Below are 24,219 nucleotides of genomic sequence, written 5' to 3'. Positions count from 1 at the left end.
TCAGGACAGGGTGAAGTGGTCGACGTCGAACAACCCGCCCGCGCCGGTGCCGGTGAACACCAGGAACACCGGTCCGGACGCCGTGCCGGCCAACGTCGTCGACACGTCCGCGAACCGGTCGAAGCCGCCGGTTCCGGTGACCGCGACCGAGCCGAGCAGCGTGCCCGTCTGCGACCCCGCGCGGATCTCGATGCGCCCGCCCGCGTTGCCCGACGACACCCGCGCGGTGAAGCGGGTCTTGCCCGACGCGGTGGTCTGGCCGTAGCCGGCCCAGTCGCCGTCGTCGATGTAACCGACGGTCTGACCGCCGCCGGCCGTGCCGTGCGAGGCGATCTGCACGCCGGCCGACGACGTGTACGCCTCACCCTCGACCCGCTGCGACGGCTGGCCCTGCGGACGGCAGTCCGCCTGCACCAAGCCCGCCGCGTACCGGATGCCGCCGAGCAGGTGGGTCCGGAACACCGGGTCCGCGTACGACTCGACCGTGTGGCCGAGCCCGGTGTAGAACGAGCGGCCCGACGCCTGCGTGCGGCACCACGAGATGGGGTGGTCGCCCGCCATGGTGCCGCCGGTGTAACCGGACTCGTCCACGTTGGCCAGGACCTTCGACGTCGCGCGCGGGTTGGTGCGGAAGTTGTACCACTCGTCGGTGCGGCTCCACGTCGCCGGCAGGTGCGCGGTCGCCGGGTGGGACTGGTCCTCCGACCGCACGGTGGCCTGCTGGATGTGCGGGTGCGAGTGGAAGTACGCGCCCACCAGCCGGCCGTAGTAGGCCCAGTCGTACTCGGTGTCCGCCGCCGCGTGCACGCCGACGTAGCCACCGCCGCCGTCCACGTAGGACTGGAACGCGGTCTGCTGCGCGGCGTCGAGCACGTCGCCGGTCGTGTTGAGGAACACCACCGCCGCGTACTTCGCCAGGTTCGCGGTGGTGAACGCGGCGGCGTCCTCGGTGGCGGTGACGGTGAACCCGTTGGCCGACCCCAGGTCGCGGATCGCTCGCGTGCCCGCCGGGATGGCGTCGTGGCGGAAGCCGGCGGTCTTGCTGAACACCAGCACCTCGGGTCCGGGCGGCCCGGCGGCGCCGGTGGTGAAGGTGAACGCGTCCAGGTCGAGCAGGTTGCCCTGCCCCGTCACGCCCTTGAACACGAAGAACAACGCCGTCGTGCCGGTCGGCGCGTTCGCCAGGTTCGCCGAGACGTCGGCGAACGTGTCCCAGCTGCCCGTGTTGGGCACGGTGAGCGTGCCGAGCAGCGTGCCGGTCGCGGACCCGGCGCGCACCTCGATCGTGCCGCCGGGGCCGCCGGAGGACACGCGGGCCGTCACCGACCGGGCGTTGCCCAGGCGGTAGGGCTGGAACGAGATCCAGTCGCCGTTGTCGGTGAACCCGATCGTGCGGCCGCCTTCCGCGCCGCCGTGGTTCGCGGGTTCGACGCCCTGCTGGGCGGTGTGGTGCTCGGCCTGGCGGTGGCGCGGCTGCAGGACGCTCACCGCGTGCGAGGTCAGGCCCGCCCGGTCGGTGTACTCCGCGTCGAAGACGCCGTAGATGTTCGCCGCGTCGTCGTGCTCGCCGTCCACGGGCACAGTGATCTGCCCGCCGCACCCGGTGGCCTGGGTGATCTGGTGCCGGTGGCTGTCGTGGCCGAGCAGGTAGGTCACCTTGACCCGGGAGCAGTCGATCGCCCCGTCCTCCGGGTCGCTCACGGACACCTGGAACGGCACCGTGTCGCCGAACGCGAACAGCGCGCCGTCACCGGGTGCCTGCAACGTGACCGTCGGCGCGGTGTTGCCCGCGGTGACCAGGACGCCGGCCGTGCCGGTGAGCCCCTGCGGGTCGGTCACGGTCAACGTCGGCGAGTAGTTGCCCGCCGCGGTGTAGGTGTGCGTGGGGTTGGCCTCGGTGGAGGTGCCGCCGTCGCCGAAGGTCCACCGGTAGGACAGCGCGCCGCCCTCCGGGTCGGTGCTGCCCGCCGAGGAGAACCTCACGGTCAGCGGCACCGGTCCGGACGTGCGGTCCGCCGCCGCCCGGGCGACCGGGTCGCGCGGGGCGTTGCCCTTGTAGTCGATGCGGTAGATGGCCTGGTTGCCGCCGCCGGTGCCGTAGTCCAGCACGTACAGCGAGCCGTCCGGCCCGAACTGCATGTTCATGACCTGCGTGCCGCTCCACGGGAACGCCTCGATCGGGCCCGGCGAGCCGTCCGCGCCCACCCCGATCGCCTTGATCCACTGGCGGCCGTACTCGCCCGCGAAGTAGCGGCCGTCCAGCGACTGGGGGAACTTCGTCGCCGAGTTCAGGGCGGGGTCGTAGCGGTAGACCGGGCCGCCCATGGGCGACTCGGAGCCGCCGCCGAACTCGGGCGGCGAGCCCGCGTCGCCCGCGTACCTGATCCAGGCGGGCTGGGCGGCGGGCAGGGTGGTCAGGCCGGTGTTGCGGGGCGAGGTGTTGTTCACGCCGGTGCCGCACTCGTAGCGCGCCCCGGAGGGACCGCTCGGGAACGTGTGGCGGACGTAGGTCTCGTCGGTGGTGTTCGTGCCGGTGCAGTAGGGCCAGCCGAAGTTGCCCGGCCGGGTGATCCGGTTGAACTCGACCTGGCCGCTCGGGCCGCGGGTCGGGCTGGTGACGCCCGCGTCCGGGCCGTAGTCGCCGAGGTAGACGATCCCGGTGGCCTTGTCCACGCTCATCCGGAACGGGTTGCGGAAGCCCATGGCGTAGATCTCGGGCCGGGTCCGCGCGGTGCCGGGCGCGAACAGGTTGCCCGCCGGGACCGTGTAGGTGCCGTCGGCCTGCGGCTTGATCCGCAGCACCTTGCCGCGCAGGTCGTTGGTGTTGCCCGACGAGCGCTGCGCGTCGAACTGCGGGTTGCGGTCGGCGCGCTGGTCGGTCGGGGTGTACCCGTCGGAGACGAACGGGTTGGTGTCGTCGCCGGTGGTCAGGTACAGGTTGCCCTGGGCGTCGAAGTCGAGGTCGCCGCCGACGTGGCAGCACTGGCCGCGGTCGTTGGGCACCCGCAGCACGATCTTCTCGCTGGCCAGGTCGAGGGTGTTGTCGGCCTTCAGGGTGAACCGCGACAGGTGCAGCTCGCCGCGCCACGGTGCGAACGTCGCCTCGGTGCCCTCGGTCGGCGCGTCGCCGTCCGGTGTGCTCAGGCGAGGCGAGTAGTACAGGTACAGCCAGCGGTTGGTGGGGAAGGCCGGGTCGGCCGCGACGCCCTGCAACCCTTCTTCGTCGTGCGTGTAGACGTCGAGCTTCCCGGCCACGGTGGTGGTGTTGCCCGCGGCGTTGGTGACGCGGACCGTGCCGTCGCGGGCGGTGTGCACGACGGACCGGTCGGGCAGCACGGTCAGCGACATCGGCTCGCCGAGCTTGGCCGCGCCGGAGGCCAGCTGGACCTGCTGGTAGTCACCGGGCGGGATGGCCGCGGCGGCGGTGCTCTGGGTGAGGGGCAGCAGCAGGGAGGCGGTCAGCAGGGAGGCGCCGAACGCCCGCGCCCACCGCGGTGGGGACTCGGCCATGGCAGGGATTCCTTTCTCGGCCGGGCGTCCGCGAAGCCGCCCGGGTGGCGGTCGTGCCGGGTGTTCAGGGGTGGGCTCAGCCGCAGAGGTCCATCGGGAGGACGCCCGGTCCGTCGACCACGGCGGCCACCCGGTGCACGACCACCGGTGAGCCCGAGGCGAGGCGAAAGTCGGCCCGCTCGTTCTGGCGGTGCGCCAGGGCCGCGTCCGGCACGGTGATCGTGGCCGTCTGCCACGTGTTCGTGCCGGTGTTGGTGACGCTGCCGGCGTGCTGGTAGGCACTGCCGTCGCGCGAGTCGTACTGGAGGCTCCACGAGTGGGCGCCCTCGTCGAAGTAGTCGACGGTGAACGCGGTCGGGAACCGGCCGTCGGCGGCGATCCGCTCGTCCACCGAGAAGTACATGTGCAGGCCGCCGGGCACCCGTTCGACCATCCGACGCGCCTCACGCCCGCCGACCGTGACCGGGGTGGTGACGCCGTCGCCCCCGCTCTCGATGTGCGTGATGCCCCTGGCCTGGTTCGTGGCGCCGAGCACGCCGCACACGCGGGCGGAGGCGCCCGAGCCGACCACGGCGACCGGCACCGAGACCGGCGACAACGCCACCTCCGAGGTCAGCACGACGGGGATGGTCGTGAAGCCCTGCACCACGCCCTCGGCCGCCTGCAACGACACCTGCGCGGTGGCCACGCCGTCGACCACCCTCGCCGTGCCCTCCGCCGGGGTCACGGTCACACCGGCGGGCGGTGTGGCCCGCCACGACACGGTCGACGCGGACACCGGGGTCGCCGGTTCCGCGCCCGCGCCGACCGCGAACGACAGCGCGGCGGTGGACGGAGAGCCGACCGCGACCGTCGGCCGCGCGGGGCTGGTGGTCAGCTCCACCGGCGTCACGCCGGGCGGGAACCGCGGTGCGCCCGCCGGGAACGACGGCGGGCGGGCGTCGGCGCCCGTGCCCCACGTGCGGTCCGGCTGCCCGGTCAAGCCGAACGCCAGCGAGGTCGACGCGCGGCCGCCCGGACCGTCGCCGAGCAGCGCCGACCCCGGCAGCCAGGTGCGCTGCGTCGCCGTGCCGTCCACGGACAGGCCGCGCAGGTAGGCGCCGCTGCCGGTGGACGTGATCGTGGTGCGGTGACCGGGCAGGTTCACCTGGACGCGCGGGAACAGCGGCGTGGTCACGGTCAGCACGTCCGTGCCCGGGGTCGCCGGGTACAGGCCCATCGCCGACCACACGTACCAGGAGCTCAGCGCGCCGAGGTCGTCGTTGCCGGGTTCGCCGTCGGGTGTGTTGGCGTAGCGGGTGTCCAGGGTGCGGCGGACGACCTCCTGGGTGCGCCACGGCGCGCCCGCGTAGTTGTAGAGGTAGGGCACGTGCATGTTGACCTCGTTGCCCGCCCAGTAGAACGGGTTGTTCGGCCCGGCGTTGTCCCGGGTGAAGAACCGGTCGAGCCGGCTGATCGCCCGCGCGTCGCCGCCGACCGCGTCCAGCAGGCCGCGGGCGTTGTGCGGCACCAGCCACAGGTACTGGGCGGCGTTGCCCTCCTGGAACCCGGACTGGCCGAACACGCCCATCCCGGTGGTGACCGGGTTGCCCGCCGGGAACGCGCCGGTCGCGTCGCGCGGTTGCAGGAAGCCCGAGCCGCGGTTGACCAGGGTGGTCCAGTTCTGCGAGCGGACGAGGAACGCGCGGGCGGTGGCCTGGTCGCCGAGCGCGCCGGCGAACCGCGAGATGCCGAAGTCCGCCATGGCGTACTCGAGCGTGGCCGACGCGCCGTTGGGCACGTGGGAGATGTCGGTGGCCCTGGTGTTGTGCACGTAGCCGTCACGCAGGTACTCGGCCAGGCCGGGCCGCTGCTCGTACCAGCCCTGGCCCAGCTCGGCCGGGGTGGGCACCCGGGTCGCGCCCTTCACCAGCGCGGCCAGCGCGGCGCGGGTGTCGAAGTCGCGGGCGCCGAACGCGTGGGCCGAGGAGAGGAGCCCGGCGGCCGCGTCGCCGTTCATCACACCGGTGTAGCCGTTGGCGACCGGCCACTTCGGCAGCCAGCCGCCCTCGGCGGCCATGTCCACCAACGACTGCATCATCGCGCTGGTCTCGGCCGGCGCCAGCACGGCCTGCAGCTGCACCAGGGTGCGGTAGGTGTCCCAGCCGGAGAAGTTGGCGTACCGCACCCGGTCCGAGGTGTGCACGCGGTTGTCGAAGCCGGTGTACTGGCCGTTGACGTCGCTGAACACGTTGGGGTGCAGCAGGGAGTGGTAGAGGGCGGTGTAGAACTGGGTCTGCCGGTCCCGCGTGCCGCCGCCGACCTGGATCTTCGACAGCAGCCGGTGCCAGGCGGCGCGGGTCTGCCCGGCCACGCCGTCGACGTCCCAGCCGGGCGCCTCCGCCCGCAGGTTCGCCAGGGCGTTGGCGGGGCTGACGTAGCTGATCGCGACCTTCACGCCGACCTGGCGCTGTCGGCGGGTGTCGAAGGTGACCCACGCGCCGCCGCGCGGGTGGTCGACGGCCGTGCCGCCGGGGGTGAGCACGTCGTCGTGCCACGTCCCGGTGGCGGCGAAGGGCCGGTCGAACACGGCGGCGAAGTGCACCGCGGAGGTGTTGGGCTGCTCGCAGAACCGGCCGCCCGCTATGGTGCCGGCGAGCTGGTCCGGGCCGGTGACGCGGACCTGCGCGGCCGTGTTGGCCACCTGCGAGGAGCCCGCCTTGAACAGCAGGTTGGCCTGCTCGGTGGCGGGGAAGGTGAACCGGCCGACGCCGGTGCGGGTGGTCGCGGCGACGCGCGCGGTGATCGCGCCGCCGGTGCCCGCGTCACCCAGCTTCGTCTCGAACAGCCCGGGGCTCGCCTTCTCGTCGGCGTGGCTGAACGGGAGCGTGGCGCCCGCCGGCGAGCCGGTGACCGCGCCGACGGTCGGCAGGATCGGCAGGTCGCCCTGCACCGGGCAGCCGACGCCGGACAGGTGGGTGACGCTCAGGCCGAGCGAGGCCTGGTCGCGGTGGTCGTAGCCGCCGCCGGCGGGCCGGGAGGTGGTCTCCGGGCTCCAGCTGAGCATGCCGAACGGCGCGACGGCGCCGGGGAAGGTGTTGACGGAGCCGACGTGCTCCCCGCCGCTGCCGGTGCCGATGAAGTGGTTGACGAGGCTGGTCGGGTCGGTGACCAGTGGTGGCGGTTGGGCGTGCGCGGGTGTGGCGGCGGTCGCGGTGGACGCGGTCAGCGCCACGGCGAGGACGACCGCCAGGCGCGGCCTTCGGGTGCTCATGGCAGGGCTCTCCCTGGGTGGCGACGGTGTCGGCCGGAGTTGTCGAGGTGACGGCGGCCGCGGTTGACGATCCGGATGGTGAGCCGGCCCCGGGACCGCCCGGACCGCTCCCGCACCACCCCGCGCGGTCCGCTCGGTCCGCTCGGCGGCGCGGTCAGAACCGGAACACGCCGACCTCGGCCGCCTGCCCGGCGGGCCACCGGGTGTTGGCCGTGAAGACCAGGCGCAGGTGGCGCTGGAACGCCTGCGGGACGGTGATGCTCACGCGGTTGCCGGTGGCCGGGTCGAACCGGTGGCCGCGGTTGGCCACGAGGGTCGTCCACGTGCGGCCGTCCGCGCTGCCGCGCACGGTGATCCGCTGGGTGCGGGGCTCCCACCCGGGCGGCACGGCCACCTCGACGCGGCCCACCTCCTCGGTCGCGCCCAGGTCCACGGTCAACGGCTGGGGGAACAGGTTGTGCGCGCTCTCCCAGTAGGTGCCCGCGTCGCCGTCGTTGGCGTTCGGACCGGCGTGGCCGGGGACGTTGCTCCGGGCGGTGAAGACGCGGCCACCGGCGAGGTCCGGGTTCGGCACGGGCGGCGCGGACCCGGTGAACTGCTCGACCCAGTACCGGGTGCGGTCGAGGTAGGCGGTCTCGGCGGCCTGGCCCGTCCGGCCGTAGGCGCCCTCGTAGGTCAGGTAGCCGTGGCCGGCCGGCGGGGTGGAGTCGGCGGGCTCGATGGTCGAGCCCTCGTGCCACTCGTTGAACGAGGTGATCGACACCCAGTCCGGCTTGCCGCCGGTCTCGGGGCTCAGGGCGTTGCGCCACTGCAGGTCGTAGGTCGCCCCGTCGGCGCGGTCCAGGGTGGGGCTGGTGTTGCCGGGCACGGCGCGGTCGTCCAGGTAGCCGGGGCCGACGGAAGGCGCCCAGACCAGGCCGTTGGCGCGGGCGTGGTCGGCCACGCCCTTCCAGCCGATCGCGGCGCTGCTCGCGATCACGTCGTAGGTGTAGATGCCGCCGAAGTGCGCGACCTTGCTCATGTCGGTGGTCTGGGCGAGCACGATGCCGGTGTCGCGGACGGCGTCGAGCGGCGTCCAGTCGGCCACGTCCAGGCTGTTGAACACGTAGAACGCGCCCCGGTTGCCGCGCTGGGCGTCGCGGTAGAAGGCGGGGCTCGACCCGTAGCGGTCGTCGAGGTAGCGGACGTCGGCGACGGTGCTCTGCGCCGTGCGGCCGCCGTACGGCTCCAGGTGGAAGGCGACCCGCACGCCGTGCCGGGCGGCGGCGTCGAGCAGGCCGGGCACGAGCCGGTCCTCGTACGAGCCCTGACCCCACCAGCTGGTCACGATCACCCCGGCGCCGGAGCGGCGGACCCACTGCATGTGCTGGTCGACCACGCGGGTCAGGTCGCCGGAGTCGTAGGCGCCGAGGGTGGGGAAGAAGTCGGCGCCGATGTCGTCGGGTGGCGTGTGGCCGCCCTGCTGCCAGTGCCGGTAGGAGCCGTACAGGTCGGGGCTGCCGTACCAGGGGTAGTAGAAGAGGTGCACGTCCGAGGGCACCGCCTGGGCGCTCGGCGCGGTGGCGACGGTCGGTGTCCCCGCGGTCGGGGCGCCCGCTGCCGGAGTGCCTGCGGTCGCGGGGACGGCGAGGGCCAGGGCCGAGCAGAACGTGATCACGATGCTGAGCAGGGTGCGCATGGTGGTCCGCCCACATCCTTGCGTCGTTGTAAGGAGGGTCACACGACCATAAGTAAAGTCGACAACTTGACGCAAGAACTTGACTCACAGACGCAAAAACTCGACCAGACTTGTCCGGAACCGGACAGTTCGGTCGGCGGACTCACCTTGACGGCTCCACGCCACCACCGCCCCCGTTCCGCGTGATCACTTCCAGCGGCCGGCCGGCGTCCGCCAAGTGGCCGGCGCCGCGGCGGCCAGGTCCGCCGACGGGATGGCCCGGCGCTCGTCGTGCCAGACCGCGGTCAGCGGCACGTCGAAGGGGAACTCGACGTTCGCGCCGTCCTCGAACGAGATCATCACGTGCGTGTCGGGCCCGCCGGGGTGGTTGTCCAACCACTGCACGTGCGCCACGACCGCCGTCAGGGTCGCGTCCGGGGCGACGATCCGATATCCCTCGTCGACGTGCTGGGAATGCATCGGGACCAAGGCGGGCAACGCGCGAGCCGCCTTCTCGTCGCGGTAGTGCGCCACCATGGCCGACAGCCTATCGAGACCCCTCCGCATCACCGACCGGATCCTGGGGCACTCCGCCGCCGGGAAGGGGTTCCGCGAATCCGCACGACAATTGCCCCCGGCGCGGAAACGCCGATAGAATCGGATTCGAGTTCAAGCCCGCGGTGATTTCCGGCCGGGCGTCTCGGCCATTCTCGGGTCATCGCCGACGTCACACGACAAGGACGGTGCACGTGACCACCCAGCAAGCCGCGTTGAGCAGGAGCAGGACCAACCTCGCCCTGGCCGCGCTGTTCACCGGGATGTTCGTGCTGGGCAGCGCCGAACTGCTCGTGGTCGGCGTGCTGGACCTGATCGCGGGCGATCTCGGCGTCTCCATCCCCGCCGCCGGGTGGCTGGTGACGGCCTACGCGCTGGGCATCGCCGTCGGCGGGCCGGTGCTGACCGCGCTGACGGTGAAGCTGAACCGGAAGGCGATCCTGGTCGGCGCGATCGTGCTGTACGCCGCGGCCAACCTCGTCCCGGTGCTGTTACCCGAGTACGGCCTGTTCCTCGCGGTGCGCGCGGTGACCGGGGCGTTGCAGGGCCTGTTCATCGCGGTCGGGTTCGTGACCGGCATGTCGATCGTCCCGCCGGAGCGGGCGGGCCGGGCGGTCGGCACGATCGTCTCCGGTGTCGCGGTGTCGGCCGCGCTGGGCGTGCCGCTGGGGACGCTGGTCGGCCAATCGCTCGGCTGGCAGGGCTCGTTCGTCGCGATCGTCGTGTTCGCCCTGGTCGCGCTCGTCGCCACGCTGGTGCTGGTGCCCCCGGTGGCCAGTCCCGCGGGCGGCGCGGCGGGCCAGGCCCGGTACGCCTTCGCCCCTCGGGTCCTCGCCGTGCTGGGGCTGAACTTCGTGGTGTTCACCTCGCTGTACGCGGCGCTGACGTACATCGTGCCGTTCCTCCAAGACGTCACGGGCATCACCGGCGCGATGCTCAGCGCCTACCTGTTCGCCTACGGCGTCGCCACGGCGGTCGGCTCGTTCGGCGGCGGGCGGTTCGCCGACCGGAACGCGGGCCGTGCGCTGATCGTGGCCACGGCGGGCACCGCGGTCGCGCTGCTCGTGCTCTACCTCGTCGGGTCGAGCCCGGTCCTGGTCGCGGTGGCCCTGGTGGCCTGGGGCCTGTTCGCCTTCGGCATGGTGCCCTCGCTCCAGGTCCGCGTGGTGGGCCTGGCCGGTCCGGGAGGCCAGCTCGCGGCCTCGTTGCCCGCCTCGGCGGCCAACGTGGGCATCGCGCTGGGACCGGTCCTCGGCGGCGTGGCGATCAGCCGGGGCGGCGCGGCGGCCCCGGTGATCACCGGCCTGGTCGTCGCGGTGCTGGGCATCGCGGTCGCCTGGGCCACCAGCTTCCTGAAGCCGCCCGTGGCGCGGGCGGACGAGCCGGCCCCGGAAGGCACGTGACGGCGGGGGCAGGCTGCCCACGCGACCCACGCGACCCGACGTCCGCGCGGCACAAGCAGAGGTCGGGCCCGGCGGTGCGGCCGGGCCCGACCTGACAGCACGCGGAAGCGCCGATCGGCCCTTCCCCGCGTCACACCTGCGAGATCTGCGCCGTCGGCGAGTTCACCAGGCGGCGTCGCGCGACGGCGAGCACGACGAGGAACGCGAGGCCGGCCAGCACGGGCACGCTGCTCATGGCCACGATGCCGGCCGTGGGCATGCTCAGCGCGCCACCCACCAGCATGAAGATCAGCACGGTCATCACGACCATCACCAGCCACGAGACCGCCACCGCCGCGGTGTGCGCCGCGCTGCGCCGCTGCCGCGCCCACCACAGCCACATGGCCAGGGCCGGGATCAGCCACACCCAGTGCTGCGGCCAGGAGATCGGCGAGATGATCAGGCCGGTGACGGCGCAGGAGAAGATGCCGATCGCCTCCATCCCGTGGCGGCTGTACCACGACGAGATCGCCAACCCGGCCACGCCGACGATGCCCGCCAGCACGAACCAGAGCCACGGCGCGCTCAGCACCCCGGGCATCTGGGCGAGCACACCGCGCATGGACTGGATGTAGGGCCCCGTGCCGGGCGGCGTCATCCGCTCGGTCGCCAGCACCAGCTCGCCCCACCACCGGGCCGACGGGCCGGGCAGCAGGATGAAGGCGACGACCACGGTCCCGACGAAGGACACCATGGACACCACGGCGGCGCGGATCCGACCGGTGAGGATGAAGTAGGCGACGAAGATGAGCGGGGTCAGCTTGAGCCCCGCCGCGATGCCGAGGGCGACGCCCTGGAACCGCCCGGGTTTGCGCGCGAGGTCGGCGAGGACCAGGAGCAGCAGCGCGATGTTCACCTGGCCCGCGCCCAAGTTCATGATCACCGTGGCCGTGGGCAGCGCGACCGCGGTGACCAGCACGGCGAACTTCGCGCGCTCGACCCGGGCCTGCGGCGCCAGCAGCCCGAGGCCCAACCAGACCGCGATCTCCAGCGCGATGACGTTGAGGAACGTCCAGATGCCGAACGCGACGTGCACGTTCAGCAGTCCGAGCGGGACGAAGAACAACGCGGCGATCGGCGGGTAGATGAACAGGAAGCCGTCGTCGGTGGCGACGTCGAACGGCGAGATGCCGTCCAGCACCACCGAACCCGCCATGTGGTAGACCTTGAAATCCACTTCGAGCAGCCACAGCTTGTCGCGCAGGGGCAGGCTGGCGACGACGGCGACCCCCAGGGCCGCCGCGATGGCGAGACCGGCCAGCACCAGGCCGGCCGGCAGGCGACCCGATCCGGTCGCCGGTGTCGCGGGGACTTGTGCAGCAGGCATGCCAGCATCCTCACAATCGTCGGGCAGGGGCTCCTTGGGCGAATCGAGAGGCGGTTCCCGACTTCCCGGTCAGGTCAGCGAGTCCTCGCGGTCGTCGGTCCGCGGTCGCGACCGGAAGACCCAGGTGCTCAGCAGGACGAACCTGCCGAGGGTCCCGATGGCGGACGCGACCAGGAGGACGAGCAGCTCGACGGACCGGGACGGCTGGTCGGCGACGGCGTGCAGCGCCAGCAGCGCGCCGGAGGTGAACCCGCAGTACAGGCCGAAGACCACGAACGACTGCACGTGGACCCGCCCGGCGGGGTGAGAGCGGTCCCGGAAGGTGGCGCGTCTGTTGGCCTCGGTGTTGAACAAGACGCTCAAGGTCACCGCGGCCACGTTCGCGACCAGCGGCGGCCACCACGTCCGGAAGATCGTGTAGAGGCCGAGCGTGATCATCGTGGCGACGAAGCCGATGAGGCCGAACGACACGAGCCGGCGCAGACCGGAGATGTCGCGCCCTGACAACACGGCGTCGGGGTGGGTCGGCTGCGGCTCCGGCCGCTGGGGCAGCTCCGCCACGTCCGCGGCGCCGGACAGCTTCGCCCGCGCGATCCTGATCAGCCCGCGCACGTTCGTCGCCGCCACACCGGCGACCTTCACCCTGCTGTCCACGTCCTCCACCCAATCCACGGGGACTTCGAGCACCCGAAGCCCGTTGTGCTCGGCCAACAGCAGCAGTTCGGTGTCGAAGAACCACGTGTCGTCCTCGACCCGTCGCAGCAGCGGTCGGATCACCTCGGCGCTGGCCGCCTTGAAACCGCACTGCGCGTCCCGGAACTGGGCGCCGTGGGTGAGCCGGACGAGCGCGTTGTAGCCGCGCGAGATCACCTCGCGCTTGGGGTCCCGGACCGTGCGCGCGCCGGGCGCCAATCGCGACCCGATGGCGATGTCGGAGTGACCGGCGGCCACCGAGGCCACCAACGGGATCAACGCGTCCAGCCCGGTGGACAGGTCGACGTCCATGTAGGCGACCACGCTGGCCTCGCTGCTGGACCAGGCGGCTCGCACCGCGTTGCCCTTGCCCCGCTGCCCCAGGGACATGAGGCGGACCCGCGGCCACTGCTCCGCGAGCCTCTCCGCCGCCTGGCGGGTGCCGTCGGTGCTGGCGTTGTCGACGATGGTGATGGTCCAGGCGAACGGCATCCGGTCGGCGAGGTACTCGTGCAGCACGGCTATGCAACCGGGTAATGCGTGCTCTTCGTTGAGCACCGGGATGGCGATGTCCACGGTCACCGAAGACGGTGGTGGAGGGGAACGCCGCGCGGCGTCATCCCCGGGATCGGAAGCCCGACTGGCGCGTGGTCCGAGCGGTGTTTCCGCTCGGACGACTTCGTCGCCGGACCCGCGCCGTTGCGCGGGTATGTGTCCAGTCATCTGCCGCTCCTCGCACCGAGGGTTCCAAAACAGAATGGAGGACCTGATGGAGGTGGTGTTCTCCCAGAATGCCTGACCAATCCGAGCCGTGGCGATCCGGGCCGTGGTGATCCGGGGCGGCAGCACTTCGACGCCGAACCACAGCGAATTCGGCAGGGGTGAGCGGCCCCGGCGCCGCGGTGATTCACCACGTCCGATTCCGTTTCTCGTCGGAGACCGACCGCGATCAGCTCGGGACGGCGTTCAGGGACCGGACGAAAGACCGGATGTCCGCCACGAAGAGCTCCGGTTGCTCCATCGCCGGGAAGTGACCGCCGTGCTCGAACTCCGACCAGTGCCGGATGGTCGACAGGACCCGGTCGGCGAACCGGCGCAACGGGATCGCGGCGTCGTGCTGGAAGACCGCGACGCCCACCGGGGTGGTCAGCTCCCACGGACCGCCGTAGCGGGAAGCGATGTTGCGGTCGGTCCGGTCCAGCGACTCGTAGAACAGGCGGGCCGACGAGGCCGCGGTTCCGGTCAGCCAGTAGATCGCGACGTTCGCGAGCATCAGGTCGCGGTCGATCGCCTCTTCGGGCACCGACCGGGAGTCGGTCCACTCCTTGTACTTCTCCATGATGAACGCGAGCTGCCCGACCGGGGAGTCGGTGAGGGCGTAGCTCACCGTCTGCGGGCGGGTGGCCAGGAGCTTCACGTGCGCCGACAGCTCCTGGTCGAAGTGCGCCAGCTTGCCGAGCCGGCGCGTGTCCTCCTCGCTGAGGTCGGCCAGCTCCTCCGGGTCCTGCGGCGGGAAGGTGACCAACGAGTTGAGGTGCACACCCGCCACGTGCTCGGGGTCCGCGGCGGCCAGCTCCAGCGACACCATGAAGCCCCAGTCGCCGCCCTGCGCCACGTACCGCTCGTAGCCCAGCCGGGCCATCAGCTCCTTCCACGCCTGGGCGACCCGGAAGTGGTCCCAGCGCGCCTCGCGGGTGGGGCCGGAGAACCCGAAGCCGGGGATGGCGGGGATGACGACGTGGAAGGCGTCCGCCGGGTCGCCGCCGTGCGCCCGCGGGTCGGTGAGCGGGCCGATCACGTCGAGGTACTCCACGAACGAACTGGGCCACCCGCAGGTGATCAGCAACGGGGTGGCGTCCGGCTCGGACGACCTGACGTGCACGAAGTGGACCTTGGCGCCGTCGACCTCGGTGGTGAACTGGTCCAGCTCGTTCAGCCGGGCCTCCATGGCCCGCCAGTCGAAGCCGGTGCGCCAGTACTCGGCCAGCTCCTTCACGTAGGACAGCGGGACACCGCGCGCCCAGCCGTCCGTGGGCCCCTCGTCGGGCCAGCGGGTGTGCTCCAGCCTGCGGTCGAGGTCGTCAAGGTCTGCCTGAGGGATCTCGATGCGAAACGGTTGCACGATCAAGTACCTCTCCCTTGAAGTGCTTACGGCTCCATTTCCCTCCGGACGTCTCCGGCGTCACTCGACTGCCCCCCGACACAGCTGTTCATTCCAGCCGACCAGGACAGAATGATCGACGATCGATGTTTCACACTTCTTCGAGAATGCCCAGTTCCGGTTGCCGCGCGGGCGGGCGGCCGTGGTGCGCGACGGAGGCACCCGGGCGGGCGGCGCCCCGCCCGGGGCAGCAGGTCAGCCGACCCATTTCCCGTCGTCGGTGATGTGCGCCTTGGTGGGCGCGCCGGTGTCCCGGTTCAGCACGGTGAAGTGGGACTTCGCCTTGTTCCACTCGGCGAACACCGGGAACAGCGCCGACGCGTGCTCGCGGTAGACGATGACGACCTCGTTCACCACCTGGCCACCGTCCTGGGCGAGGACGACGTGGTGCTCCAGCGCGTTCGTCCGCCGGGTGGCGATGTCGATGTCGTCCACGTTCACCTCGGTCTTCTGGCCCGCCCGCCGGATGAGGCCGGAGTGTCCGTAGCGGACCACCGGCTCGCCGTCGCGGACCTCGTTGAGGTTGAGCAGGTAGGTGTGCATGTCGGTGGCCTGCGCCAGCCGCAGGCGCGTGAAGCGGTTGCGCATCTCCCGCATCAGCTTCACGTCGCCCTCGGTGACCGTCTTGAGCGACTGGATGGCGTTGAAGATCTGGGCGTCGCGTTCGGTGGGCGCCGGCATGAACACCACGGTGGCGTTCGCGTACGGCTTGAGCTGGGCGTAGATCGACAGCGGGACGCGGGTGCCGTGCAGCAACGAGCCGCTCAGGTCGTGCAGGCCCAGTTCGCCCTTGCGGTTCCGCCCGGTCCCCGGGTCGTCGAAGTGCCGCGGGTCGAGCCGCTTGCGCACCCCGTTCAACGTGCGGTCGAGGGTGATCTTCCGGTCCCAGGCCCGGTCGAGGCGGTGGTGGTTGTTGCGGATGTCGAAGTCGCCGCCCAGGACGCTCTCGTTGTTGACCTGCCGGGCGGTCATCCGGTCCCCGGCGAGCGCCGCCGCCCACGTCTCGGCGAGCTCGGCGACCTTCACCTCGCGCCACCAGGCGGTGATCCGGTCGCGGCGACCGTCCCAGGTGTCGCCCGCGCCGCCGAGCTGGTCCAGCCCTTGCCGGAGCAGGCGCTCCTCGGTGCGGGCCAGCTCGTCGCGGCGCAGCTGTAAGTTCAGCCGGCGCTGCTCGGCCCGCGCGGGCCGCTCGGCGAGTTCCAGTCGCAGGTCCTTGGCGATGTTCTGGGCGAAGACGTTGCCGCGGGCGAGCAGCGTGATGACCTTGCCCAGCTCCTCGTCGGTCAGGTCGGACGACCACATCTTGTACTGCTCGATCATCCGGCCGGTGTCCTTCTCGACCTCCTGGTGCCCGGTGGTGATCAGGCTCAGCAGTTCCGGCCGGTCCTGGTCCTGCGCGTACAGCGACCAACCCGTCTGGATTTTCATGGGATTCCCCCTCGGAGGCGCCTGGTGACAAGGAGCCCTTCGCGAGGGGGAGACCGGGCGTTACAGGTGTTCCCGGCGTGCCCGGTCGCCGATCGCGGCACCCGCCGTCGTGGCAGGTGCGGGGCGGCTGTCCACGACGGACGATGTCAGACCCGTTTGGCACGCTGTGCGCATGAGCACCTTCGTCCTGATCCACGGCGGTGGCGGCAGTCACCGGGACTTCGAGCTCCTCGAACCGGAACTGCGTCGGCGCGGCCACGACGTGGTCGCGCCGGACCTGCCGATCGACGACCCGGCCGCCGGGTTCGCCGAGTTCACCCGGACCGTGGTCGACGCCGTGGGCGACCGGCGGGACCTGGTCGTCGTCGGCCACTCCTACGGCGGCTTCACCGCTCCCCTGGTGTGCGCGCGGCTGCCGGTGCGGCTGTTGGTGTTCCTCGCCGGGATGATCCCGGCGCCGGGCGAGAAGCCGGGCGACTGGTGGGCCAACACCGGCTTCGAGGCGCCCGAGGGCCTCGACGACGCCGAGACGTTCTACACCGGCGTCCCGGCCGACGTGGCGGCCCTCGCGCTGTCGTGCGGTCGTCCGCAGGTCAGCGCCGAGTCCGGCGAACCGTGGCCGCTCGACGCGCTGCCGGACGTGCCGACCCGCGTGCTGCTGTGCCGCGACGACCGGTTCTTCCCGCCGGACTTCCAGCGCCGCGTGGCGCGTGACCGGCTCGGCCTCGAACCGGACGAGGTGGACGGCGCGCACTGCGCCGCGACCAGCCACCCCGTGGAGCTGGCCGAGCGGCTGGTCGGCTACCTCGATGCGGGTGGGCCCGCGCTGACGAGACTCGTCGGTCGGCGGGCCTCGTGGCAGACCGTCGCCAGGGCGTGGCGGTCCTCGTTCCGGCGAGATGCGACGGGTGTCAGCGCGCTCGTTCCCACAGGGGGAGGCGGAACGTCGCGTAGGTGAACTTGCCGGTGATCTCTGCCCTGAGTCGTTGAAGCGGGATCGCGCGCCGAGCGCGCTCGCCGGTCAGGTCCAGTCGGCACGCCCAGCGGATCGTGGCGCGGCCGCGGGTCTCGTCGATCACCCGGTCGTGCACGTCGAAGGTCATCGCGTCGCAGCGGCCGGCGAACTGCGGCGCGAACTCCGCCCGGATCGCCGCCCGGCCACGCCGCTCGGGGCCGCGGCCGGGCAGGTGGCGGGCGTCCTCGGCGAAGAAGGACACGACCCGGTCGAGGTCGGGCTCCGGGTCGTTGAAGGCGGCCACGGAGGCGTCGATGGTCTGGCTGAGGTCGACGACGCCTCCCCGGCCCCGCGACCGGCAGGTCGCGGGGCCGGGGAGGGCCGGGTGGGGTCAGCCCGCGGCGCGGGCGATGAGCTTGACGACCGCGTCCGGGCGGGAGACCGCCACGGCGTGCGAAGCACCCTCGACGGTCACGGTGGCGCGTGAGCCGGCCCGGTCGGCCATGAACTCCTGGGCCTGCGGCGGGATGTTCTTGTCGGCGCCGGCCAGCAGGAACCACGAGGGGATGCTCGTCCACGACGGGGCGCCGGACGCCTCGCCCAGAGCGGCGTCCCGGACGGGGCGCTGGGTGCTCGCCATGACGGCGGTCTCGCGCGCCGGGACGTCGGCGGCGAACTGCTGCCGGAAGAGCGACGGCTTGATGTAGAGGTCCTGCGAGCCGTCGGGCAGCGGCACCGGCGCCAGGGTCTCGCCCAGGGTGCTGCCGGGGTACTTCGCGGCGAGCTGTGCCGCGGCTTCACCCTCGGCGGGGGCGAAGGCGGCCACGTACACCAGCGCCTTCACCTTCGGCGCACGGGCCTTCACGTTGGTGATGACCGCGCCGCCGTAGGAGTGGCCGACGAGCACCACGGGGCCGTCGATGCCGGCGAGACGCGCGTCGAGGGCGTCGGCGTCGGCGCGGACCCCGCGCAGCGGGTTGGCGACGGCGACGGCGGTGAAGCCCTGCCGTTGCAGGCGCTCGATGACGGGGGTCCAGCTGGAGCCGTCCGCGAACGCGCCGTGGACGAGGACGATCGTGGGCTTCTTCCCGGCTGTCGGGTGGGCGGCCACCGCGGTCGACGCGCCGAGACCGGCGACGACGACGGCGACGAGCACGGCCAGCAGAGCGGTGACGCGTGCGGTGACGCGGTGTGTGAGCGTGTGCATGTCCGGTTTCTCAGTCGGTGAGGAAGGCGAGCAGGGCGGCGTTGACCTCGGCCGCGTGGGTGAGCAGCAGGCCGTGCGGGGCGCCGTCGATCTCGACGTAGCGCGCGTCGGGCAGGCGGCGGCGGAACTCGCGGGCGGTGGCGTCGATCGGCAGGATGCGGTCGGCGGTGCCGTGCAGGATCAGCGCCGGCACGTCGATGCGCTCCACGTCGGCCCGGAAGTCCGTCAGCCACGTCGGGACGCACGCGTACGCCGCCACGGGGGCCGAGTCGACGGCGGTGGCCCAGTTCGCCCGGAGCGCCGCGTCGCTGAGCCGCGACCCGAGGTTCTCGTCGGTGTTGAAGAAGTCGACGAAGAAGTTCTCGTACCAGGCGTAGCGGTCGGCTTCGGCCTGCTCGGCGATGCCGTCGAACACCGACTGCGGCACGCCCGCGGGGTTGTCCTCCGCCTGCAGCAGGAACGGCTGGAGCGCGCCGAGGAAGGCCGCCTTCGCCACCCGCTCCGAACCGTAGGAGCCGAGGTAGCGGGCGACCTCGCCCGAGCCCATCGAGAAGCCGACGAGGACGACGTCACGCAGGTCGAGACGGGTCAGGACCTTGTCCAGGTCGCCGGCGAAGGTGTCGTAGTCGTAGCCCGTCATGGTCTTGCTCGACCGGCCGAAGCCCCGGCGGTCGTAGGTGATGACGCGGTACCCGGCCTCGACCAGCGCGGCGGTCTGCTTCTCCCACGACTGCCCGTCCAGCGGGTAGCCGTGGATCAGGACGACCGGCCGGCCGGAGCCGTGGTCCTCGTAGTACAGCTCGACGTCGGTCGAGCCTTCGGTGCCGACGGTGATGGTTCCCATGGTGTGCCTTCCCTCCCGTCCGCGGTGCGCGGACCGGGTATGGCACGAACCTAGGGAGTGAGCAGGGCTGATCGCGTCCGTCAGACTACGTCTTCGTCGTACGTCATCGTGCTGCGCAGCACCGCCGCGAGCTCGCCGCGGGACGTCACGCCCAGCTTGGGGAACATCCGCTGGAGGTGGGTGCTCACCGTCCTGGGCGAGACGTACAGCCGCTCGCCGATCTCCCGGTTCGTCAGCCCCTGCGCGGCGAGCTGGGCGACGTGCAGCTCGGTCGACGTGAGCCGGTCGACGGCGGCCGGGTCCCGTCGAGGCGAGGACGCGCCCGCCGCGCGCAGCTCTTGGCGTGCCCGTTCCGCCCAGGCCGATGCGCCGAGCGCGTCGAAGACCTCGCGCGCGGCCTGCAGGACGACGCGGGACTCGGCGGGCCGCCGGTGACGCCGCAGCCACTCGCCCAGGGCGAGGTGCACCCGCGCCCGTTCGAACGGCCAGTCGACGGGAACGGCGTCGAGGGCCGCCCGGTAGAGCGGCTCGGCCGCGTGCGGCGGGCTGAGCAGGGCGCGGCCCAGGCGCAGCCCGCAGAGCAGGGCGGGCGACGGGGTCGGCTCTTCGAGCGGGGCCAGCTCCTCCAGGACGGCCCGCGCCGCCTCCGCGGACTCGCTGCGCACGGCCGCCTCGACCAGCTCGGCGACCCCGTAGAACCGCAGCCAGGGGTGGAACGCGGGGTCGGCCGGGTCGAAGACGCGGCGCAGGTGCCCGAAGGCGTCGCCGTAGCGCCCCTGGCACAGGGCCGCCTGCCCGCGGGCCATCTGCACGATGGCCAGCGCCGGGCGCGCGCCGTTGGGGAGGGCGGTGCGCTCCGCCTCCGCTGCCCACGCCTCCGCCCGGGGGTCGCCGCAGACGGCGGCGAGCTGCGCTCGGATGGCGTGCACCATCGCGTGCACGAGAGGCTGGCCGGTCTCACGGGCCAGCTCGGCGGCCTCTTCGGCGGCGAGGTGACCGGCGCGCACGTCACCGAGCCGGGCGGCGCTCCCCGCCTGGACGCAGAGGGCGCGGGCCAGCATCGACAGGCGGCCCTGGGCGCGCAGGGCGTTCAGCGACCTCGCGGTCAGCCGGCCCGCCAGGGCGGGCGCGCCCACGGTCACCGCGGCACCGCCCAGGAGCTGGTCGCCCTCGGCGTCCTCGGAAGAACGCTCCAGCTGACCGGTCAGGGCGTCGAGGACGGCTCGACCGCGCTCGACCGGCGCGCAGTACGCCCGCAAGGCCACCAGGTCGGCGTTGTCCGCGTCCACGGGCATCCGGTCGACGGCGGCGGCGACCCGTCGGCGGGCGGCCGGCCCCGGCTCGCCCCAGAAGCAGTGCAGGACCGCGCCCCACAGCATGCGCAGCCCCAGCACGGGCTCGCCACCGGCGGTGATGCCGACGGCCAGCTCGGCCAGCTCGGCGGTCGCGGCCCCCTCCCCCTGGGCCGCCCCCTCGACCAGGGCGATGCCGACCCACGCCGCACGGCCCTGGTCGCGGGCCGAGAGGTCGAGCGAGCGTGCCTGGGTCAGCAGGTGCGCCGCGACGTCGCACTGGCCCGACTCCAGGGCCAGCTCGGCCGCGCGCAGCAGCCGGTCCGCGCGGGCGGTCGGGTCCGCGGTCAGCTCCGCCGCTCGCCGCAGCGCGGCCAGGGCCGCGGCGACGCCACCGCGCCGCAGCGCCCTGTCGGCGGTGGAGTCGAGGTCCCGCGCCGCGTGCTCGTCGGGGCCGGCGGTGGCGGCGGCGCGGTGCCAGGCCTGCCGGTCGGGCTGCCCCTGGAGCTCGGCGGCGAGCGCGGCGTGCGCGGCCTGTCGTTCCGCGGCGGTCGCGGCGTGGTGCATCGCCGAGCGGACGAGCGGGTGCCGGAAGACCATCCCCCACGCCTGCACCAGGCCCGCGTCGACCGCCGGCCCCAGGGCGGCGACGTCGACCGCGGTCCCGAGCATCCGGGAGGCGGCGGCGAGGCACTCGTCCACCGTCCCGTCGCCGTTGAGGGCCGCGAGGAGCAGGACCGCCCGGGTGTCGACCGGGAGACGGGACACCCGTGCGGTGAAGGTCCGCTCCAGCCGTTCGGTCAACGGCAGCGGACCCGGGGTGAGCGCGTACGCCCCACCGACCGCTTGCAGCGCGACGGGCAGCTCGGTCAACGCCAGCGGGTTCCCGGCCGCCTCCTCCAGCAGCCGCCGCCTGACCTGCTGCCCCAGGCCGGGCGCCACCACGTCCAGCAGCTCCCCCGACACCTCGTCGGTCAGCGGGTGCAGGCGCAGCACGGGCAGCCCGCCGCCGAGCCGGTCGTCGAGGCCGCGCGTGACCGCGACCAGGGCGAGGGGGTCGGACTCGATCCGCCGCGCGACGAACCCGAGCACGTCGAGGCTGGCCCGGTCCATCCAGTGCGCGTCCTCGACGACGACCAGCAGCGGCGCCTTCACCGCCGCGTCCGACAGCAGGGTCAGCGCGGCCAGGCCGACGAGGTAGAGGTCGGGCACGGCCTCGTCGTCCAGCCCGACGGCCGCGCGCAGCGCCGCGCGCTGCGGTCCGGGCAGGTCGTCGATGCCGTCCCGCAACTGGTGGACCAGCTGGTGCAGGCCGGCGCAGGGCAAGTGCTCCTCCGACTGCACCCCCACCGCCGTGATGACGCGGGTCCCGCCGGACGCCGCCCGCTCCGCCGCCTCGGCGACCAGCGTCGACTTGCCGATCCCGGGTGCGCCGAGGACGACCACCGCCCCACCCGACCCGGAGGCGGCCTGCTCGACCAGGGCGGCCAGCGCGCGGCGCTCCTCCTCGCGACCCAGCAGCGCCCGTTGTCGCATGCCCCGCTCCGTCTCCTCCGTGCTGGTCCCGTCGCCCGCATGGCCCCGCGTCCTCGCCTGACCGGGCGACCGCGGCTTCGGCTCCCGAAGGCCGGGAGGGGGCGTGACCTGCACGATGGCACGCGCGTCGCTTCGGGGGGAAGCGAGGGCTCCAGTGCCTGCACGCGTATTTGAGCACCACAGTGGACTTCCCGGGAAACTCGCCGCCCACGGAGGTGGTGCGCCTCACAACCCGATGCGCTCGGTCGTCACGGCTGCCGTCAGGTGGTCGGCACGCCCCCACTGGCGGCCGGATGTCCGGCGACGGCGAGACGGCCAAGGACCGGCGCACCGTCCCGATGCCCGCGTCCCAGTCGTCGACCGTCGCGGTTGATCTTAAGTATCCCTAGTTTGCGGCACCCGGATTGTTTACCGCGGTGTGGCGCTTGATCGTGGGCGTCGAGCGGCCGTCAACGATCAAACCCTGCCCGACGGGCGCCCCTCCGGCTGGTGCTCCCGCCGGTGACGCACAATGGAGAAGCTCGTATGCGACAACGGAACACGAAGTCCGTCCCCCTGCGCGCGGCGGTCAGAGCGGTCGTGCTGCTCGCGGTCGCCGCCACCGGCGTCGTCACCGCGTCCGTGCCGGCGTCCGCCGAGAACGCGATCCTCGGCGCGAACGCCCAGGGCGCGGTCAAGGACCGCTACATCGTGAAGCTCAAGGACGTCCCGGGCGCCCTGCAGGCGGCCTCGGCCGACAAGGCGCGCCGCTACGGCGGCGAGCTGCGCCACCGCCTCGACCTCATCAACGGGTTCTCGGTGATCATGACCGAGCAGCGGGCACGCCGGCTGGCCGCCGACCCCGAGGTCGCCTACGTCCAGCAGGCGCACCAGATGACGACCGCCGACACCCAGAGCAACCCGCCCAACTGGGGCGACGACCGCATCGACCAACGCGCCCTGCCGCTGAACAACGCCTACACCTATCCCGCCGACGCCGGTCAGGGCGCGCACGTGTACGTGCTCGACACCGGCATCAACGCCGGTCACACCGACTTCACCGGCCGCGTCTCGGCCAGCTACGACTTCGTCGACGGCGACGCGAACCCGGCCGACTGCCACGGTCACGGCACGCACGTCGCCGGCACCGCCGTCGGCACCCGCTACGGCGTGGCCAAGAAGGCGACGGTCCACGCGGTGCGCGTGCTGGACTGCCAGGGCTCGGGCGCCAACGACGACATCATCGCGGGCATCAACTGGGTCCGGAACAACGCGGTCAAGCCCGCCGTGGTCAACTACAGCATCGGCTGCCGCCAGCGCTGCTCGGACCCGTCGCTGGACAACGCGGTGAAGGCGCTGATCACCGGCGGCGTGCAGTTCGTCATGGCGGCGGGCAACTCCACCGACGACGCGTGCGGCTACAGCCCGCAGTACGTCACCGCGGGCGTGACGGTCGGCAACAGCACCAGCTCCGACGCCCGGTCCAGCTCCAGCAACTACGGCTCCTGCCTGGACGTCTGGGCCCCCGGCACGAACATCGTCTCGGCGTCGCACACCAGCACCACCGGGACCGCGACGATGACCGGCACCTCGATGGCGTCGCCCCACGTGGCCGGCGCGATGGCGGTCTACCTGTCGCTGAACCCCACCGCCACCCCGGCGCAGGCCCGCGACGCCCTGGTCACCAACGCCACCCCCGACAAGCTGACCGGCATCGGCTCGGGCTCCCCGAACCGCCTGCTCTACACCGGGTTCATGACCGGCGACCCCGGGCCCGGCCCGGACCCGACGGACTGCGCCGGCACCAACGCCGGCAACGTCACGATCAGCGACCTCACCACCGTCGAGAGCCCCATCAGCCTCTCCTGCTCCGGGGCCGCGTCGGCCTCCAGCACGGTCCAGCTCGACATCAAGCACACCTTCCGCGGCGACCTGGTGATCGACCTGATCGCCCCGGACGGCAGCGCGTACCGGCTCAAGAACTCCAGCAGCACCGACAGCGCCGACAACGTCACCGGCACCGCCACCGTGAACCTCTCCGGCGAGGCCCGCAGCGGGACCTGGAAGCTGCGGGTGCGCGACGTCGCCGCCAACGACGTCGGCTACGTCGACTCGTGGACGCTGACCCTCTGACCCCGACCCCGCTCCTCAGGCCCTGACCCTGTGGCCCACCCGCCGGCGCCCCGGAACCATCCGGGGCGCCGGTCCGCGTCCGGGGCGGCCCCGCACCCGAGCCGGTGTGACCCAGGACATGTATCAACGTCCCCGGTCCGGACTCGTGCCGGACGACTTGAGAAACGCTTGATGTTCAAAGCAAAGCCTATGGGTCGGATAATCGGATTGCCGGTCCGGCACGTATCCGCCCCCGCTCACCGCACTC

At 72.7% G+C, this 24,219-nt stretch carries 14 protein-coding genes and 1 pseudogene; 3 read left to right on the top strand and 12 right to left on the bottom strand.

The genetic code is table 11. The annotated features are described in order from the left end of the window. The 4 genes from EDD40_RS00920 to EDD40_RS00905 all read right to left on the bottom strand — a co-directional run bounded on the left by EDD40_RS00920 (nucleotide 1) and on the right by EDD40_RS00905 (nucleotide 8,957). Nucleotides 1-3,510, bottom strand: coding sequence for a ThuA domain-containing protein (locus EDD40_RS00920; protein WP_123741196.1), 3,510 nt, complete (start codon nucleotides 3,508-3,510; stop codon nucleotides 1-3). Nucleotides 3,511-3,586: 76 nt separating this feature from the next. Beyond that, entirely contained in the window at nucleotides 3,587-6,763 is a 3,177-nt protein-coding gene (locus EDD40_RS00915) for a GH92 family glycosyl hydrolase (RefSeq protein ID WP_123741195.1), read from the bottom strand. Between the two features lie 154 nt (nucleotides 6,764-6,917). Continuing rightward, nucleotides 6,918-8,441, bottom strand: coding sequence for a discoidin domain-containing protein (locus EDD40_RS00910; RefSeq protein ID WP_211348041.1), 1,524 nt, complete (start codon nucleotides 8,439-8,441; stop codon nucleotides 6,918-6,920). Nucleotides 8,442-8,627: 186 nt separating this feature from the next. Further along, complete coding sequence (locus EDD40_RS00905) at nucleotides 8,628-8,957, bottom strand: hypothetical protein (RefSeq protein WP_123741194.1); 330 nt, start codon at nucleotides 8,955-8,957, stop codon at nucleotides 8,628-8,630. A 212-nt stretch (nucleotides 8,958-9,169) separates the two neighbouring features. Here EDD40_RS00905 and EDD40_RS00900 point away from each other — a divergent pair, with 212 nt between their 5' ends. Beyond that, complete coding sequence (locus tag EDD40_RS00900; protein ID WP_236594975.1) at nucleotides 9,170-10,378, top strand: MFS transporter; 1,209 nt, start codon at nucleotides 9,170-9,172, stop codon at nucleotides 10,376-10,378. 130 nt (nucleotides 10,379-10,508) lie between these two features. Here EDD40_RS00900 and EDD40_RS00895 read toward each other — a convergent pair whose 3' ends face one another. The 4 genes from EDD40_RS00895 to EDD40_RS00880 all read right to left on the bottom strand — a co-directional run bounded on the left by EDD40_RS00895 (nucleotide 10,509) and on the right by EDD40_RS00880 (nucleotide 16,026). Then, nucleotides 10,509-11,744: a glycosyltransferase 87 family protein gene (locus EDD40_RS00895; protein WP_123741193.1), complete on the bottom strand. Its 1,236-nt coding sequence runs from the start codon at nucleotides 11,742-11,744 to the stop codon at nucleotides 10,509-10,511. A 69-nt stretch (nucleotides 11,745-11,813) separates the two neighbouring features. Then, nucleotides 11,814-13,013, bottom strand: coding sequence for a bifunctional glycosyltransferase family 2/GtrA family protein (locus tag EDD40_RS00890; protein ID WP_246038278.1), 1,200 nt, complete (start codon nucleotides 13,011-13,013; stop codon nucleotides 11,814-11,816). A gap of 373 nt (nucleotides 13,014-13,386) precedes the next feature. Further along, the gene (locus EDD40_RS00885) at nucleotides 13,387-14,559 is read right to left on the bottom strand and encodes an epoxide hydrolase family protein (RefSeq protein WP_123747652.1); all 1,173 of its coding nucleotides are present in this window, start codon (nucleotides 14,557-14,559) and stop codon (nucleotides 13,387-13,389) included. A gap of 234 nt (nucleotides 14,560-14,793) precedes the next feature. Then, a complete protein-coding gene (locus tag EDD40_RS00880; RefSeq protein ID WP_123741191.1) occupies nucleotides 14,794-16,026 on the bottom strand; it encodes a hypothetical protein in 1,233 nt (410 codons plus the stop codon). A gap of 172 nt (nucleotides 16,027-16,198) precedes the next feature. Here EDD40_RS00880 and EDD40_RS00875 point away from each other — a divergent pair. Then, nucleotides 16,199-16,834, top strand: a pseudogene (locus EDD40_RS00875) (alpha/beta fold hydrolase); the annotation flags it as partial. Nucleotides 16,835-16,937: 103 nt separating this feature from the next. Here the strand turns inward: EDD40_RS00875 and EDD40_RS00870 are convergent. The 4 genes from EDD40_RS00870 to EDD40_RS00855 all read right to left on the bottom strand — a co-directional run bounded on the left by EDD40_RS00870 (nucleotide 16,938) and on the right by EDD40_RS00855 (nucleotide 21,860). Next, entirely contained in the window at nucleotides 16,938-17,285 is a 348-nt protein-coding gene (locus tag EDD40_RS00870) for a YybH family protein (protein WP_170184893.1), read from the bottom strand. An 87-nt stretch (nucleotides 17,286-17,372) separates the two neighbouring features. Beyond that, on the bottom strand, nucleotides 17,373-18,188 hold the full coding sequence (locus EDD40_RS00865) for an alpha/beta fold hydrolase (protein ID WP_211348040.1): 816 nt from the start codon (nucleotides 18,186-18,188) through the stop codon (nucleotides 17,373-17,375). 10 nt (nucleotides 18,189-18,198) lie between these two features. Then, a complete protein-coding gene (locus EDD40_RS00860) occupies nucleotides 18,199-19,032 on the bottom strand; it encodes an alpha/beta fold hydrolase (protein WP_123741188.1) in 834 nt (277 codons plus the stop codon). 80 nt (nucleotides 19,033-19,112) lie between these two features. Further along, nucleotides 19,113-21,860, bottom strand: a complete 2,748-nt coding sequence (locus EDD40_RS00855) for an ATP-binding protein (protein ID WP_123741187.1) — start codon at nucleotides 21,858-21,860, stop codon at nucleotides 19,113-19,115. Nucleotides 21,861-22,385: 525 nt separating this feature from the next. On the opposite strand from EDD40_RS00855, the gene EDD40_RS00850 reads away from it, so the two are divergent. Continuing rightward, nucleotides 22,386-23,972 carry a S8 family serine peptidase gene (locus EDD40_RS00850; RefSeq protein ID WP_123741186.1) on the top strand — a complete coding sequence of 529 codons (1,587 nt, stop codon included), beginning with the start codon at nucleotides 22,386-22,388 and terminating at the stop codon, nucleotides 23,970-23,972. Nucleotides 23,973-24,219 lie beyond the last annotated feature (247 nt).

Origin of the sequence: Saccharothrix texasensis, from assembly GCF_003752005.1 — a bacterium.
GTDB classification, from domain to species: domain Bacteria; phylum Actinomycetota; class Actinomycetes; order Mycobacteriales; family Pseudonocardiaceae; genus Actinosynnema; species Actinosynnema texasense.
The sequence above is the reverse complement of the archived record's forward strand: the minus strand, read 5'-3'. Positions and strand labels throughout refer to the sequence as shown.